This is a genomic window from Rhizobium leguminosarum (assembly GCF_004123835.1).
Lineage (GTDB): Bacteria > Pseudomonadota > Alphaproteobacteria > Rhizobiales > Rhizobiaceae > Rhizobium > Rhizobium leguminosarum_M.
This window is the reverse complement of record NZ_MZMU01000015.1, coordinates 86,837-99,377: the sequence shown is the minus strand read 5'-3', so window position 1 is coordinate 99,377 and position 12,541 is coordinate 86,837. Positions and strand designations below refer to the sequence as shown.

The following is a 12,541-nucleotide window of genomic DNA, read 5'->3' as shown; positions in this document are numbered from 1 at the left end:
TACAGCCACAATCCACAGGTTCAGCGCCTGAAACCGGCCGCTTTCAGGTCCGAATCATGCGCGCCCAAAACGACAAAAAAGACGCGCCCGCAGCGGGGCGCGTCTTTGAAATAACTTACCAAAATGGGCCGGTGAAACTTACCCGGCTTCGCTCACCCTGGAAAGAGCGATCCTCAGGCTCGCGATCTGACCCTTCAGTTCCTCGAGGCGATCACGCTCGGCCTCGACCACTTCGGGATTGGCGTTGGCGACGAACTTCTCGTTGGAGAGCTTGCCGTCGATGCGGGAGATCTCGCCTTCCATCTTGGCAATCGCTTTTTCCAGACGAGCCTTTTCGGCGGAAAGGTCGATCAGCTTGCCGAGCGGCAGGCAGATGGTGGCCTCGGCAATGACGATCTGAGCGGCACCCTTGGGCGCATCGTCAGCCAGCGATATCGCCTCGACGCGCGCAAGGCGCTTGATGGCGGCGTCGTGGCGGAACAGCCGTTCACGCGTCAGGTTGTTGGCCTTGACGACGACAAGCGGGGCTGTCGCCGATGGCGGCACATTCATTTCAGCGCGCACCGAGCGGATGCCGGAAACCAGATCGATCAGCCAGTTGATCTCGTCAGCGGCCCCGTCATCGGCATAGGACGGCGCCGGCCATTCGGCGTGGCAGACCAATGTGTCGCGCTCTTTGCCTTCGCCTGCCGTATGGGCCCAAAGCTCTTCGGTCATGAAGGGCATGAAGGGATGCAGCAGCTTGTAGATCTCTTCGAGAATATAAGCGCTGCAGGCCTGGGCTTCCGCCTTGGCGCCCTCGTCCTCACCATTGAAGACCGGCTTCAACAGTTCGAGATACCAGTCGCAGACCTCGTTCCAGACGAAGCGGTAGAGCGCGCCGGCGGCGTCATTGAAGCGGAAGGCTTCGAGTGCTTCCGTAACGTCACGTTCCGTACGGGCAAGTTCCGTCAGGATCCAGCGATTGATGGTGAGCTCGGCCGCCTCCGGCACGAAATGCGGATCGCTCTTCGCGCCGTTCATCTCGGCGAAGCGCGTGGCGTTCCAGAGCTTGGTGCCGAAATTGCGGTAGCCGGCGATGCGGGCCGGATCAAGCTTCACGTCGCGGCCCTGCGCCGCCATGATCGCCAGGGTGAACCGCAGCGCGTCGGCGCCGTATTCGTCGATCAGTTCCAAGGGATCGATGACGTTGCCCTTCGATTTCGACATCTTCTGCCCATTCTTGTCGCGCACCAGCGCGTGGACATAGACCGTCTGGAAGGGCTCGACGGGTTCGCCGTCCTCGTCCTTCATGAAGTGCAGGCCCATCATCATCATGCGGGCGACCCAGAAGAAGATGATGTCGAAGCCGGTGACGAGAACGTTGGTCGGGTAATAACGCGCAAGCTCCGGCGTCTCCTCCGGCCAGCCGAGTGTCGAGAAAGGCCAGAGTGCTGAGGAGAACCAGGTGTCGAGCACGTCCTCGTCACGCGTCAGGATCTCGCCCGGCTTGAAGTTTTCAAGCAGGTCCTCGACATAGGCCTTCATCGGCCCCTCGTGCGAGAGGTAATGCTGGATCGCCGCCTGCAGCGCCTCTTCCTCGGTCTTTTCGACGAAGACCTGGCCGTCCGGGCCGTACCAGGCGGGGATCTGGTGACCCCACCAGAGCTGACGGGAGACACACCAGGGCTGGATGTTTTCCATCCACTCGTAATAGGTCTTGTCCCAGCTCTTCGGCACCATCCTGGTGCGACCTTCGCGGACCGAGGCGATCGCCGGTTCGGCGAGCGTCTTTGCATCGACATACCATTGTTCGGTCAGCCGCGGTTCGATCGGCACGCCGCCGCGGTCGCCGTGCGGGACCATGTGCTTGTGCGGCTCGATCTTGTCGACGAGGCCCGCCTCTTCGAAAATCTCGACGATGACCTTGCGCGCATAGAAGCGGTCCTGCCCTTCCAGGCGGTCCCAGGCGCCGTGCAGCGCCGCCGGATTGTCGAGACCTTCGAGAAAGTCCTCATTGTCCTTGATGGTGATCGTGCCGTCGCCGTTCATGATATTGATGACGCTAAGACCTGCCCGCTTGCCGACGTCGAAGTCGTTGAAATCGTGCGCGGGCGTTATCTTCACCGCGCCGGTGCCGGTAGCCGGATCGGCATAATCGTCGGCAACGATCGGAATTCTGCGGCCGACGATCGGCAGAATGACATGCTTGCCGACAATGCCCTGATAGCGTTCGTCCTTCGGATTGACGGCAACACCGGTATCGCCCAGCATGGTCTCCGGTCGTGTTGTTGCGACGACCACATAATCGCGCGTCTCGAATTCGGTCGGCTTACCTTCCTCATCGAATGCAATCGGGTATTGGTAGGTTACGCCCTTTTCCAGCGGATAGCGCAGGTGCCAGAGATTGCCCTTGACCTCGTGCTGCTCGACTTCGATATCGGAAATCGCCGTCAGCAGCTTCGGATCCCAATTGACCAGGCGCTTGTCCTTGTAGATCAGACCTTCCTTGTAGAGGCTGACGAAAACCTCGATAACCGCCTTCGACAGGCCCTCGTCCATGGTGAAACGTTCGCGCGACCAATCGCATGACGCACCAAGACGCTTTAGCTGGTTGAAGATCAGGCCGCCCGATTCCGCCTTCCATTCCCAAATCTTGTCGATGAAGGCTTCGCGGCCCATGTCGCGGCGGCCCGGCAGCTGCTGTTCCATCAGCTTTCGTTCGACGACCATCTGCGTGGCGATGCCGGCGTGGTCCATGCCCGGCTGCCAGAGCACGTCCTTGCCGCGCATGCGCTCGAAGCGCACCAGGATGTCCTGCAGCGTGTTGTTCAGCGCATGGCCCATGTGCAGCGAACCGGTGACATTCGGCGGCGGGATCACGATGGTGAAGGTCTCGGCCCCCGGTCTGGCGTTCGCGCCGGCGCGGAAAGCGTCCGCCTCATCCCATATCGCGGCAATTTTCGGTTCGACGGCAGCGGAATCATAGGTCTTGTCGAGCATTTTCTGACCAATTTCGAGGTTCGAGGGTGGCGTTTGTAAATAGGATGGTCACGGGCAAGTCAATAAAAAAGCCGCCCCGGAGACCGGAGCGGCTTTTCCACGAAAAAGCAATCCGATCAGCGGCGCGGGCCGCGCGCCACGCGCTCGATTTCTTCGCGCACCAATCGCTCGACCAGTGTCGGAAGATTATCGTCCAGCCACTCGCGCAGCATCGGGCGCAGCATATCCTCCGCGATTTCGTCCAGCGAGCGGCGCTCGGCACCGTCGATCGCGGCAGCGAGCTCCTCGAAGGAGCGGCTGATCTGCAGGCCGGCATCCTCCGAAAGCAGCGTCGGCTGGACCTCGTCTATAACGCTCGGCAGGAAACGCTCGGTCGACGACTGAGCAGGTTCCATGGCCGGCAGCGCTGTTTCGACGGCAGGCGCAGGCTCGGCGACGGCAACCTTTTGCGTTGCCGTAAACACCGGCTCGGCCGGCTGCTGGATCGCAACAGGCTGGCTGGGCGTTGCGGCATCCGGGAAAACAGGCTGTGCCGGTTCCGGCTGCGGTGCCGCGGCGCGCGGCTCCGGCATCACGGCCGGCTGCGGTTCGGGCTGGCGGAAGCCGCTCGGAATTTCACGCAGCGCCTGACCGGCCTGCACGGCGCTGCGCTCGGAAGCGGCGCGCACGCGGGCGGCGACATCGGCAAGCGACAGGGCGCGGGCCGGCACTTCTGCTTCGGGCGCGGTGCCGGCCGAATTGGCGGCAACGAAACGCGGATCGGAGGAGCGCATGGCCGGTTCGGGGAATTCCACGCTGGCATAGGTGTCATCCACCGTCAGATGGATCTCGGAGCCGTTCTCATCCTCGTCGGCGCCGTAGACCGGCGGCAGGGATGTGGAAATCGCCTTGCCGGCGCCGGGCTCATTGCTTTCGATGATCTGGCGGATGGAGGCCAGAATTTCTTCCATGGACGGTTCACGCGCTACGCTTGGCTGAGCCATTTCTATCCCCGTTATCCAAAAACAACGACCGGATGATGTGGAGCGTTCACCCGAATCACCACGACCTTAGAATACCCCAAGCGGGAAAAAAATCATCGCGAATCAAATGAATGCGGCCATGCACAGTTTTGTTACCTGATGTTTGCGACGTGGCGGCATCAGGATAATTCATGTTTGTGAAGGCTCTCCTGCGGCCCTCACAAAAAAACGGGCGCCCATGGCGCCCGTCGCTAAATGTCATCGACAAGAACGATGTCAGAAAACGAATTCGCGCGCCTTGGCGAAACCCGGCAGCGGCTTGACCGAGGCATTGAAGAAGACGTTTTCCGAAACAGCGCCGCGCTCGGCGACGAAGACCTTGGCACGGGCGGCATTGCCGTAACCTTCGACGGTGATCAGACGGCCACCATCGCGCAATTGACCGAGAAGGGCCGCCGGAACCTCTTCGACTGCGCCGTTGACGAAGATCAGATCATAGGGAGCGCCGGCAGCGTAGCCCTGTTCGAGCGGGCCGGTCACGACCTCGACTTTGGCGTAGCCGGCAAGCTGCGCCTTCGCTTCAGTGGCCAACGTCTCGTCGCACTCGAGCGCGATGACGGAGCCGGCAATGATCGACAACAGCGCCGATGTATAACCCGTCCCGCAGCCAACCTCGAGCACGAAGTCGTCTTTGGTGATCGCGGCCAGCTGCAGCAGCTTGGCAAGCGGCGATGCCTCCATCAGGAAACGGGCCGGCTTTCCCGGCGCGGCTGCGGAGATCGCGACGTCATTGTCGATATAAGCCAGCAGCTTCGCCTTCTCCGGCACGAAAGCCTCACGCGGCACCGTGAGAAACGCCGTCAGCACGGAATGCGAGGTAACGTCCGTCGTGCGAACCTGGGTATCGACCATCTTTACGCGCGCTGCTTCGAAATCCATTATGTCCTCTCGCTCTTGAAAAGCGGTTCCTGTCCCTCGTCTCTTAATCCCCGCCACCGATGCTTTCAAGGCTTGGCAGGCGCCGGCGAAAAGAATCCGGCAGGCGCCTCTTCCGCGCCACAGGGGCAGGATGGACGCTGCAACTCCAGCGTGGAATCTTTCAGCCCTTCATGTTATGATCTGCAGCGGAGGAAATAGGAGGAGCAGGCCATGTCTGCGATTTTCGAGTATTTCACGCTGTTCGATTTCTTCATCGTCGCAGCGCTCGTCGGCATATTCTGCTGCGGGCTACTGGACGGCGAAACGACTTGGAAGCGATAAAGCGTCGAAACGCGCTTAGAGATACTCTACATGGCGCTTGCGGCAATCATGCCCGGCGCAGGTCTGACATGCGTTCGTTTCCTTTGAAATCCAGCTCCGACAGTCGCGCGCGCATTAACGTTACGTCAACCATTTTGTTGCGGCGCCCTCGCCTTCCGCTATGGCTGTGCGCATGCAAACCTTTCTGATCCAATCGCGCGGTATAGAAGCGCTTCACTACAACGCCGATGCCCGCCTGCTGCTGATCAAATACGGCAACGGCGACATTCGCAGCTTCACCCGCATTTCGCCGCAAGGCATGCGGCGGCTGCTCGGCGCCGGCCCCGACATCGATGAGGGGCCTGAATTGGGCGATCTGCAATATCAGGCGCAAATCCGGAAAGGCGGCCTGAAGGCACTTTACCGCCTCACGGGAATCAATCCGTTACAGTTCGATTTTTCGCCCGGCCAGCAGGTCTGGTAGCATCGCAAACGCCAATGCCGTACCACTGAGCCAGCAGCGTTTCACATCGATTGTGTCATGTGGAAGATGTTGGAGGCCTCGCCCGGAATTGAACCGGGGTACAAGGATTTGCAGTCCTCTGCGTCACCACTCCGCCACGAGGCCTCACGCGCTCGTTATCTGAGCCGTGGCGAGCGTTTAGAATGATCGTAAGGAAATCGCAAGAGGGCATTTCGGAAAAACGCTATTCCGCAGCTGCCGAAACGACCATTTTTCCATCCCGAAACGGAGCGGGCGCGAGCTGGAATTTCCACGGCGGTTACGATGATCCATTTCCTGCCAATGATGGCATTTGAAACAAATTCTTGACTTGACTTCGATCGTCGTCCGGGACTCAATTGCCCTCGGGAGGGTATAGGAGCTTGCGATGGATTGGGCTGCCCTCAAATCGAAGCGCGTGCGTGCAGCATACGACGCCGAAACCCGGGATCTGCATGTAAAGTTCCCCGGTTCTCCGCCGGTGAAACATGCGGATATTCCGCCGCACGTCTACCAGAACCTGCTGGAAACGGATGATCCGCATTTCTACTACAAATATTATATAGCGCCGTGTCGCGTATCACAGGCGCATCGACAACCGGTCTCCGTTGCGTCCTACGCAGTCAAGCTCGTCCTCCTCCTCGCCGCCTGCAGCCTGTTGATGGCGACCGGGCTCGATCCGGACCATGGCGGCACTTTCGAGGAAAGCGAACTCAGATCGAACTAGACGCGAATGTCGATGATCTGCGCGCCCAGCCCAATTTCAGGGCCTGCGACAAGGCGGCTGGTTCCGGCGTCGAAATTGTCGCTCCTGTTCTGAGAACGGTAGCGACGATTGTCCCGCTCGCGGTCGTTCCTGTCGTCGCGATCGTTACGACCGTTGAAATTGCGATAGTTGCGAGGTCCATTATAGCTTCCGCCTTGACCGTGGTCGACCACACAGCCTTCCGGACGGCGACAGATGCCGCGCGCGTCGAAACCGCGGCTGTCGATGGCTTGGGCCTCGGCGGACATGCCTGAGAGAAGCGCCGCTGCCGACAGGACGACAACAAAGGATACCTTCATTTCCTCACCTGGACCATTGTGACGCAATTTTGCGTTTTACATTCCATAAACCACGAATGCGAAAAACGATCCACAGTTCCACACCCTCCTTGCCGATCAGCCTGTCGGTTTTCGCCGTCTGTGCCACCAGACCGCCAGCCGCCGCCGAAGCCGGCGCGCGAACGGCAGATCGTGCGAGAGCACGAGGAAGCCGAGCGGCAGCATCCAGAAGCCGAGGATGGGCAGGAAACCCAACACGCCGCAGAAAATGAGAGCCATGCCGAGTGCCATCCGCGCGATGCGCGAACGCGGCATGCCGATGCTGAAAGAGCCGAGCACAAGCCTGCCGCTTGCATGATCGATGCCGAAGCGCACTGCCCGTGCCTTGCGCTTCTCGCCGCCTCTCGTCTCCTGGCGATCATTCACATTTGTCATTCCCCAGAGATGGGCGCAGGCATCCCAAATACAAGTTCATTTCATTTTTTTGAAAAAACCGCTTGGCAAATCGGGAAAGCGTTTGTATTAGCCCACTCACACCGCGCCAAGCAGTGATCCCTGGTAGCTCAGCGGTAGAGCATTCGACTGTTAATCGACAGGTCGCCGGTTCGAATCCGGCCCGGGGAGCCATTTTAAGAAATAAGTACCTGTTTTTGTTGAGAAATCCGAAAGCAGGTACTTACTTCCCCACTTTCCCTCCCCGCTTTTGACTCAGCTTCGGCTCGACACCTGATAGCGAGTTTAATTAGTTATGTCGTCGGTTCCGGCTCTGACGTTCAGCCATCTGCTTGCGACACTACTCGCTGGGGTATATATTTCGACTATCTAATAAACCATCTGGCTAAGGGGACGGCTATGAGGGTTTCAAAATTTATCAGAGCTTCAGCTCTGGCAACGATAGCGGCTATTGCCGCGCCAGATTTCGGGCAAGCCCAATTCGATCCATTTGCGAATGAAGACGAGAGCGACTTTATAGCTGTAAAGGTGCGTTTCAATCCAGTGATGCGACCAACGCAAATGGGGTGAGGTGCTGGAAGATTGCAACAACAATGCTGTGTGCAAATCTGTAATTGAAGCGGCTGCCGCTTACGTCGGAGTGCCCCCTGGCTCTGTAGATGCCGCCGTTATGCTCGTGGCTCCGCGCAGGGAAGGAGAGGAGACAAGGACAAAGATCCGTTTCCCTCCTCCATATGAGTACTGCCGCACAAGGGTCCGACTACGGTCCATAACGCCGTACACAGGCTCTCGGGCTTCCATCTTCAAATTGAGCACGAATCCGCGCGGTGTTGACGCGTTCGCTTGGACCCCTAAACAATGCTCCAGCTGCGGCAGGAGTTGGGTCGACGCTGACATAACGCTCATAGGAGTGCATACGCAGAAGCGAAGACGATACCTTGCAGACGGGACATGTAAGCCGGCTGGCGGTTATCTTCTGAACTGCCGCGGACGCGCTTGTCCGGGGTCCGTCAATCAATAGCGCTGCAAAGACCAGCCGGCGCGCCGCTGGTGTAGTCGCGGGTGGTGATCGCGCCGGCCTATGGTGTTGGTGAGCGGTCAGCCGCATCATGCGGCGACAACGGCTGACCGCGGTTCGGCCAGGGCAGGCCGATCTATAAATCCTTGCAGCCGCCAATGAGCTCCCAAAACTCGCCGCGGCGATAAGTCTTGAACATCAGCCAATCCATTCCGGATCCGCGCATTCCGTTGCACTCGCGGCAAGCAGCCGCCATGTTGTCGCGTCGCGTCCAGCCCGTGCGGCGATTTGTCATTAGATGCTCGAGCGTTGCGGCGTCTGGTCGGTTCTGATCCTTGCCGCGAGGCAGGATGACCATGAGGCGGTCGCAGTAACAACAGCGCCCGCCCTGCTTGTTGAATAGCTCAAGAACGAGAGCTCGCTTCACTCCGGTCTTCATATGGATTCTCGCAGGCCGTGAGATGGCTTCCTTCGACCGTGCGGAACGGGCGGCCAGCCATGTCACCAGCTATAAGTTGGATGTAATAGATTTCTCTTCCGAACGCCGACCGGGGGGCAATTCACAGGAAGAGCGAATCAACAGACCCCCAATTGGAGGATGAATGGCCGCGCCGATGCAATCAAACGGGCAGTGATAGCCCCCGCTACGTAGCCGAAAAGCGGTCTAAGCCGGGTCAATTGGCCGTTGAGGGAAACCTACTAAGGGTCTATAAAGCTTTTCGATAGGTCGTTGCAGAACGCCGGTTTCGTACTGTCATCGGAAGGCTCTGAAATTAGAGGCTCCCGGAACGCCGCGCGCAGCAGATGACGGTCAATCTTTTTCCGAAATGGATGTAAGACCGCACCCCCCTCCTCTTGGCTTACTTTGTCCTGATGAACCGCTGAGTTATCCGTCAACGCTTTGAAGGTATGCGAGTGAGGACCAGAGATGATCGTATCATGAAAACAGATCAGCTTTGCCAACGACGAGTACGTCGATGAGAAGGGCAAGACACGACGCTAGCGGGTTTCCCCCGCCAAGGGAGTCGTAGGGAGTTCAGTAAGGCTTCGCCGAGGCGGACGCTGTTGCGGGGAGATGGGGGCGTTATGAAAGCAGTACATAGAGTTGCGCGTGGGGCGCGTTGGCGCCTCAACGCGCTTTTGGAACGCGCCCGTCGGACCGCCTACCCAAGGACCGTTCGACAGGTTTGGTCAAGGGTGCGCGCCGAACACCTTTCTTACACGACTGATCGTCAACTTCATCAATTGCTTGAGGTAGTGCGTCGTACCGCCCCGAGCGGAGCGTTGATCATTGAGGCAGGTTGTGCGCGCGGCGGTTCAGCAATTCTCATGTGTTCCGCCAAGTCGCCTCAGCGCGCTATGCGCGTGTACGACCTGTTCGAGATGCTCCCTCCGCCTTCGGAGCACGATGGCGACGACATGAAAGCTCGGTACGCTGAAATCAAAGCCGGCGAAGCCGTCGGCCTTGGAGGCCAGCAATACTATCTCTATGATGATGACCTGATGGCGACGGTGACGAACAACTTCGCTAGGTTTGGCTATCCCGTCGAGTCCAACAACGTCCAACTGATAAAGGGTAAGGTGCAAGACACGCTTACAGTCGCCGAGCCGGTCGCTTTGGCCAATATCGATGTTGATTGGTACGAGCCTGTCAGCGCCTGTCTAGAGCGGGTTATGCCTCATCTCATCGTCGGCGGCGCTGTCGCACTTCGCGCCTACTCGGACTGGTCTGGGTGCCGAAAGGCGGCAGACGATTACTTCTCTCGCGCAGGACGAGAGGGACTGGACTTTGACCTCTCGGCTGGACACATGCTTGTGACCCGAACGCACTGAACCTTCTCCGTCCAAGAAGACATTTTTGGTGTCCAAGAGGGCGTGCGCCGGTTTGTCACCTGGTAGTGCCGCAAGACGGGCAACTAGGTCGCCCATACCTAGCCCTAAATCAGCACCCCCTAATCCTTGCGAAAATTCACGAGGCGCATAAATTCAATCTATCAGATGGCTTTTGCTGGTGACCACGGATGTACTGGCACCGTGCAGACGCAATCAAAGAAGGGTCGGCGCGAGCATTCGCCCGACCCTTTCTTTTTATCTAAGACCATCCCTGCCCGGGTCGCCATCCGCGCGCACATCGCCGTCAAGCCGTCAGCCTAGTCATGCGCTTTTACGATCGGTAGGCAACCGCTGGCCAACCAACCGGCGCCGGTGTAAAGCAAAACGTCATGGCGCTAGATCCCGAAAAAGCATTTTTAGATTACAGTGCGGCGGACTGCAGCGTGCAGTTCTGGACCGCCAAAGCACCGGCCGTGCAATTCACCTCTTTGGAAGCCGCCGTCAGGTTCGCAAAAGACCATGGCGGCAGGTGGGAGGAGATTGAGATAACAGTCCATCTGCCGCGCGAGGACATCGTGTTTGCCACCGGAAAAGTGCATCAACTCATTGACGCTTTGCCAGGAGATCTCCGGAAAAAACGGTAGTGAGGTGGATTGGCGGTCATAGAACCGGCTGGCGCTCCGCCGAGCCGTCTTAGCTTGCCTCGCTCGAACCACGCGCAGTTCGCGGTCATGCAGCGAAACACATACTATCGCCACAGCGCCTGGATAGGGTCACGGCCATGGCTCTGGGTATGGCGATAGGAATAGGAATAGGCGATGCTGTTCGATGACGCCGCGATCGGCATCACGTTCGGTGTCGCGATCGGCGCTGCCGTTGGGGCTGTCATCAACGGAAATGATCGCTTATGGAGCGCCTGCCTGACGCTCCGTACGATCACGCTTTTTGGACGGACAAAGAGACGACCGCCTCTAATAGCTGCATGAACGGCCGTCGCCAGGTCGGAATCCATCGGCACAGGCCGGATTCATTGAATCTCCCGGCTGATAGCCTGATGCCGAGCCGTATGAGTTCGGCGGTGTCGAGCAGGCCGAGGTCATGGCGGCAAGACTGATTGCTCCGGCTGCTACAAATGCCCGAAATTTGTTCATCGATACCTCTCCAGTTTAGGCCGTGACCGAGTGACGAGAGCTTCTGTCCTCTCCTCCCAAGATCACCTTGTCCCTGAAGATATGGCGCTCTCTTCGCCGGACGTCAGCTGCGAACGCGCAAGATTCTTATCGATCTCGATCAGCTCCGCATGAAGATCGTCGATGACCAAGCCGGCCGGGAACAAAGATCGTGGTTCAAAGTTGATTGGCATCAACCACGTAACGTCAGTTTCTGACAGGAGGTCTTTCATGGGTCGCGGTATTCTGCTTTGGCTGCTTGGTGTTCCACTGCCGATCATCATCCTTCTTGCTCTGTTTATGCGATAGGGACAGATCATGTCGGTTTCAATGACAGGTTCCGGAGAGATTGCTACTCCGGTCGAATCCTCCAAATCCGCCATGACATGGGGGCCTATCTTCGGAGGCGCCGCTGCTGCCATCGGAGTGACCCTCATTCTTTTGCTGCTTGGATCCGGGGTTGGGTTGACGATGGTGTCGCCCTGGTCGGGGCAAAGCAGTTCGCTCGGCACGGTCGGGGTGACGGCGGCGATCTGGCTCGTTGTCGTGCAATGGCTCTCCTCCGGGCTCGGAGGCTATATCACCGGCCGGCTGCGCACGAAGTGGGCGGCTGTCCACACCGACGAGGTATTCTTCCGCGACACCGCGCATGGCTTCATCAGCTGGGCGCTGGCGACGATCTTCGTCGCCGGATTTCTAGCCTCGTCACTGACCTCGCTTGCCGGTGCCGGCGCACAAGCCGTCGGCTCCGCGGCCACCGCCGCAGTTACGGCGGCGGCGTCGACGGCATCGGCCGCGGATCTGCCCACCGCCTATTTTACCGACGCTTTGCTGCGTCCTGAACAGGCCCGTGCAGGAGCAACATCCGACGATACTGCTGCAACGGCTGAGGTCTCCCGCATCCTCCTCAACGGTGCTGCCGCCGGCCAGATCCCGGATGACGACAAGGCCTATCTTGCCACCATCGTTTCTGCTCGCACCGGTCTTTCCGAGGCCGATGCACGCACCCGCGTCGACACTGTGCTGAAGCGCATTGACGATGCCAAGGTCGCCGCCCAGAAAGCCGCCGATGAGGCCCGCAAGGCTGCCTCCACCACGGCATTGCTCGGCGCGTTGTCACTTCTGATCGGGGCTTTCATCGCTGCTGCCGCCGCAGCCTTTGGCGGGTCGCAACGCGACGAAGAGGAAGACATCCTCGTCACGCCCCGGATCTAAATCCCGAGGCTCAGGATCAACGGAAATTGGGGCGCGGGGTCGAAAGGCCCCGCGCCCATTATGTGGAGCCATCCCCGGCTCTGCCGCGGTTGGATGATCGTCCGCTGCAAAGCCTTTTTCTCCA

14 protein-coding genes and 2 tRNA genes are annotated in these 12,541 nt (G+C 59.1%); 6 read left to right on the top strand and 10 right to left on the bottom strand.

Going from position 1 to position 12,541, the window contains the following annotated elements; translation table 11 throughout:
* Positions 1 to 138: 138 nt before the first annotated feature.
* The 3 genes from B5P46_RS22650 to B5P46_RS22640 all read right to left on the bottom strand — a co-directional run bounded on the left by B5P46_RS22650 (position 139) and on the right by B5P46_RS22640 (position 4,883).
* Positions 139 to 2,982 (bottom strand): valine--tRNA ligase, encoded by a 2,844-nt coding sequence (locus B5P46_RS22650; RefSeq protein WP_129420693.1) that lies wholly within the window; start codon positions 2,980 to 2,982, stop codon positions 139 to 141.
* A gap of 116 nt (positions 2,983 to 3,098) precedes the next feature.
* On the bottom strand, positions 3,099 to 3,965 hold the full coding sequence (locus B5P46_RS22645; protein WP_129420692.1) for a PopZ family protein: 867 nt from the start codon (positions 3,963 to 3,965) through the stop codon (positions 3,099 to 3,101).
* Between the two features lie 255 nt (positions 3,966 to 4,220).
* A complete protein-coding gene (locus B5P46_RS22640; protein ID WP_129420691.1) occupies positions 4,221 to 4,883 on the bottom strand; it encodes a protein-L-isoaspartate O-methyltransferase family protein in 663 nt (220 codons plus the stop codon).
* Positions 4,884 to 5,364: 481 nt separating this feature from the next.
* Here B5P46_RS22640 and B5P46_RS22635 point away from each other — a divergent pair, with 481 nt between their 5' ends.
* Entirely contained in the window at positions 5,365 to 5,667 is a 303-nt protein-coding gene (locus B5P46_RS22635) for a hypothetical protein (protein WP_129420690.1), read from the top strand.
* Positions 5,668 to 5,737: 70 nt separating this feature from the next.
* Here B5P46_RS22635 and B5P46_RS22630 read toward each other — a convergent pair.
* Positions 5,738 to 5,811 (bottom strand) — tRNA-Cys (locus B5P46_RS22630).
* A 262-nt stretch (positions 5,812 to 6,073) separates the two neighbouring features.
* On the opposite strand from B5P46_RS22630, the gene B5P46_RS22625 reads away from it, so the two are divergent.
* Positions 6,074 to 6,412, top strand: a complete 339-nt coding sequence (locus B5P46_RS22625) for a KTSC domain-containing protein (protein WP_129420689.1) — start codon at positions 6,074 to 6,076, stop codon at positions 6,410 to 6,412.
* Here B5P46_RS22625 and B5P46_RS22620 read toward each other — a convergent pair.
* Positions 6,409 to 6,750, bottom strand: coding sequence for a hypothetical protein (locus B5P46_RS22620; protein ID WP_129420688.1), 342 nt, complete (start codon positions 6,748 to 6,750; stop codon positions 6,409 to 6,411). The two genes, B5P46_RS22625 and B5P46_RS22620, sit on opposite strands and share 4 nt — an antisense overlap.
* A 96-nt stretch (positions 6,751 to 6,846) precedes the next feature.
* Positions 6,847 to 7,164 carry a hypothetical protein gene (locus tag B5P46_RS22615; RefSeq protein WP_129420687.1) on the bottom strand — a complete coding sequence of 106 codons (318 nt, stop codon included), beginning with the start codon at positions 7,162 to 7,164 and terminating at the stop codon, positions 6,847 to 6,849.
* 117 nt (positions 7,165 to 7,281) lie between these two features.
* Here B5P46_RS22615 and B5P46_RS22610 point away from each other — a divergent pair.
* Positions 7,282 to 7,356: transfer RNA gene (locus B5P46_RS22610), tRNA-Asn, on the top strand.
* 980 nt (positions 7,357 to 8,336) lie between these two features.
* Here B5P46_RS22610 and B5P46_RS22605 read toward each other — a convergent pair.
* Entirely contained in the window at positions 8,337 to 8,639 is a 303-nt protein-coding gene (locus B5P46_RS22605) for an HNH endonuclease (RefSeq protein WP_129420686.1), read from the bottom strand.
* A gap of 647 nt (positions 8,640 to 9,286) precedes the next feature.
* Here B5P46_RS22605 and B5P46_RS22600 point away from each other — a divergent pair.
* Together B5P46_RS22600 and B5P46_RS22595 are read left to right on the top strand one after the other, a co-directional pair.
* Entirely contained in the window at positions 9,287 to 10,033 is a 747-nt protein-coding gene (locus tag B5P46_RS22600) for a TylF/MycF/NovP-related O-methyltransferase (RefSeq protein WP_129420685.1), read from the top strand.
* A gap of 389 nt (positions 10,034 to 10,422) precedes the next feature.
* A complete protein-coding gene (locus tag B5P46_RS22595) occupies positions 10,423 to 10,677 on the top strand; it encodes a hypothetical protein (RefSeq protein WP_027666056.1) in 255 nt (84 codons plus the stop codon).
* 104 nt (positions 10,678 to 10,781) lie between these two features.
* On the opposite strand, the gene B5P46_RS34560 is transcribed toward B5P46_RS22595, so the two are convergent.
* The 3 genes from B5P46_RS34560 to B5P46_RS35045 form a co-directional block, all read right to left on the bottom strand.
* Positions 10,782 to 10,922, bottom strand: a complete 141-nt coding sequence (locus tag B5P46_RS34560) for a hypothetical protein (protein WP_164986538.1) — start codon at positions 10,920 to 10,922, stop codon at positions 10,782 to 10,784.
* Positions 10,923 to 11,004: 82 nt separating this feature from the next.
* On the bottom strand, positions 11,005 to 11,184 hold the full coding sequence (locus B5P46_RS35050) for a hypothetical protein (RefSeq protein WP_003558829.1): 180 nt from the start codon (positions 11,182 to 11,184) through the stop codon (positions 11,005 to 11,007).
* A 62-nt stretch (positions 11,185 to 11,246) separates the two neighbouring features.
* Positions 11,247 to 11,624, bottom strand: a complete 378-nt coding sequence (locus B5P46_RS35045; protein ID WP_245456248.1) for a hypothetical protein — start codon at positions 11,622 to 11,624, stop codon at positions 11,247 to 11,249.
* On the opposite strand from B5P46_RS35045, the gene B5P46_RS22580 reads away from it, so the two are divergent.
* Positions 11,521 to 12,417, top strand: coding sequence for a hypothetical protein (locus tag B5P46_RS22580; RefSeq protein WP_129420683.1), 897 nt, complete (start codon positions 11,521 to 11,523; stop codon positions 12,415 to 12,417). The two genes, B5P46_RS35045 and B5P46_RS22580, sit on opposite strands and share 104 nt — an antisense overlap.
* The last annotated feature ends 124 nt before the right edge of the window (positions 12,418 to 12,541 follow it).

What these genes read in the sequence shown, in the direction of transcription:
- B5P46_RS35050 (WP_003558829.1), bottom strand. Translation starts at nt 11,184, where the DNA reads ATGAACAAATTTCGGGCATTTGTAGCAGCCGGAGCAATCAGTCTTGCC.
- B5P46_RS22635 (WP_129420690.1), top strand. Translation starts at nt 5,365, where the DNA reads ATGGCTGTGCGCATGCAAACCTTTCTGATCCAATCGCGCGGTATAGAA.
- B5P46_RS22595 (WP_027666056.1), top strand. Translation starts at nt 10,423, where the DNA reads ATGGCGCTAGATCCCGAAAAAGCATTTTTAGATTACAGTGCGGCGGAC.
- B5P46_RS22620 (WP_129420688.1), bottom strand. Translation starts at nt 6,750, where the DNA reads ATGAAGGTATCCTTTGTTGTCGTCCTGTCGGCAGCGGCGCTTCTCTCA.
- B5P46_RS22580 (WP_129420683.1), top strand. Translation starts at nt 11,521, where the DNA reads ATGTCGGTTTCAATGACAGGTTCCGGAGAGATTGCTACTCCGGTCGAA.
- B5P46_RS22645 (WP_129420692.1), bottom strand. Translation starts at nt 3,965, where the DNA reads ATGGCTCAGCCAAGCGTAGCGCGTGAACCGTCCATGGAAGAAATTCTG.
- B5P46_RS22640 (WP_129420691.1), bottom strand. Translation starts at nt 4,883, where the DNA reads ATGGATTTCGAAGCAGCGCGCGTAAAGATGGTCGATACCCAGGTTCGC.
- B5P46_RS35045 (WP_245456248.1), bottom strand. Translation starts at nt 11,624, where the DNA reads ATGGCAGCAGCGGCGCCTCCGAAGATAGGCCCCCATGTCATGGCGGAT.
- B5P46_RS22650 (WP_129420693.1), bottom strand. Translation starts at nt 2,982, where the DNA reads ATGCTCGACAAGACCTATGATTCCGCTGCCGTCGAACCGAAAATTGCC.
- B5P46_RS34560 (WP_164986538.1), bottom strand. Translation starts at nt 10,922, where the DNA reads ATGACAGCCCCAACGGCAGCGCCGATCGCGACACCGAACGTGATGCCG.
- B5P46_RS22605 (WP_129420686.1), bottom strand. Translation starts at nt 8,639, where the DNA reads ATGAAGACCGGAGTGAAGCGAGCTCTCGTTCTTGAGCTATTCAACAAG.
- B5P46_RS22615 (WP_129420687.1), bottom strand. Translation starts at nt 7,164, where the DNA reads ATGACAAATGTGAATGATCGCCAGGAGACGAGAGGCGGCGAGAAGCGC.
- B5P46_RS22600 (WP_129420685.1), top strand. Translation starts at nt 9,287, where the DNA reads ATGAAAGCAGTACATAGAGTTGCGCGTGGGGCGCGTTGGCGCCTCAAC.
- B5P46_RS22625 (WP_129420689.1), top strand. Translation starts at nt 6,074, where the DNA reads ATGGATTGGGCTGCCCTCAAATCGAAGCGCGTGCGTGCAGCATACGAC.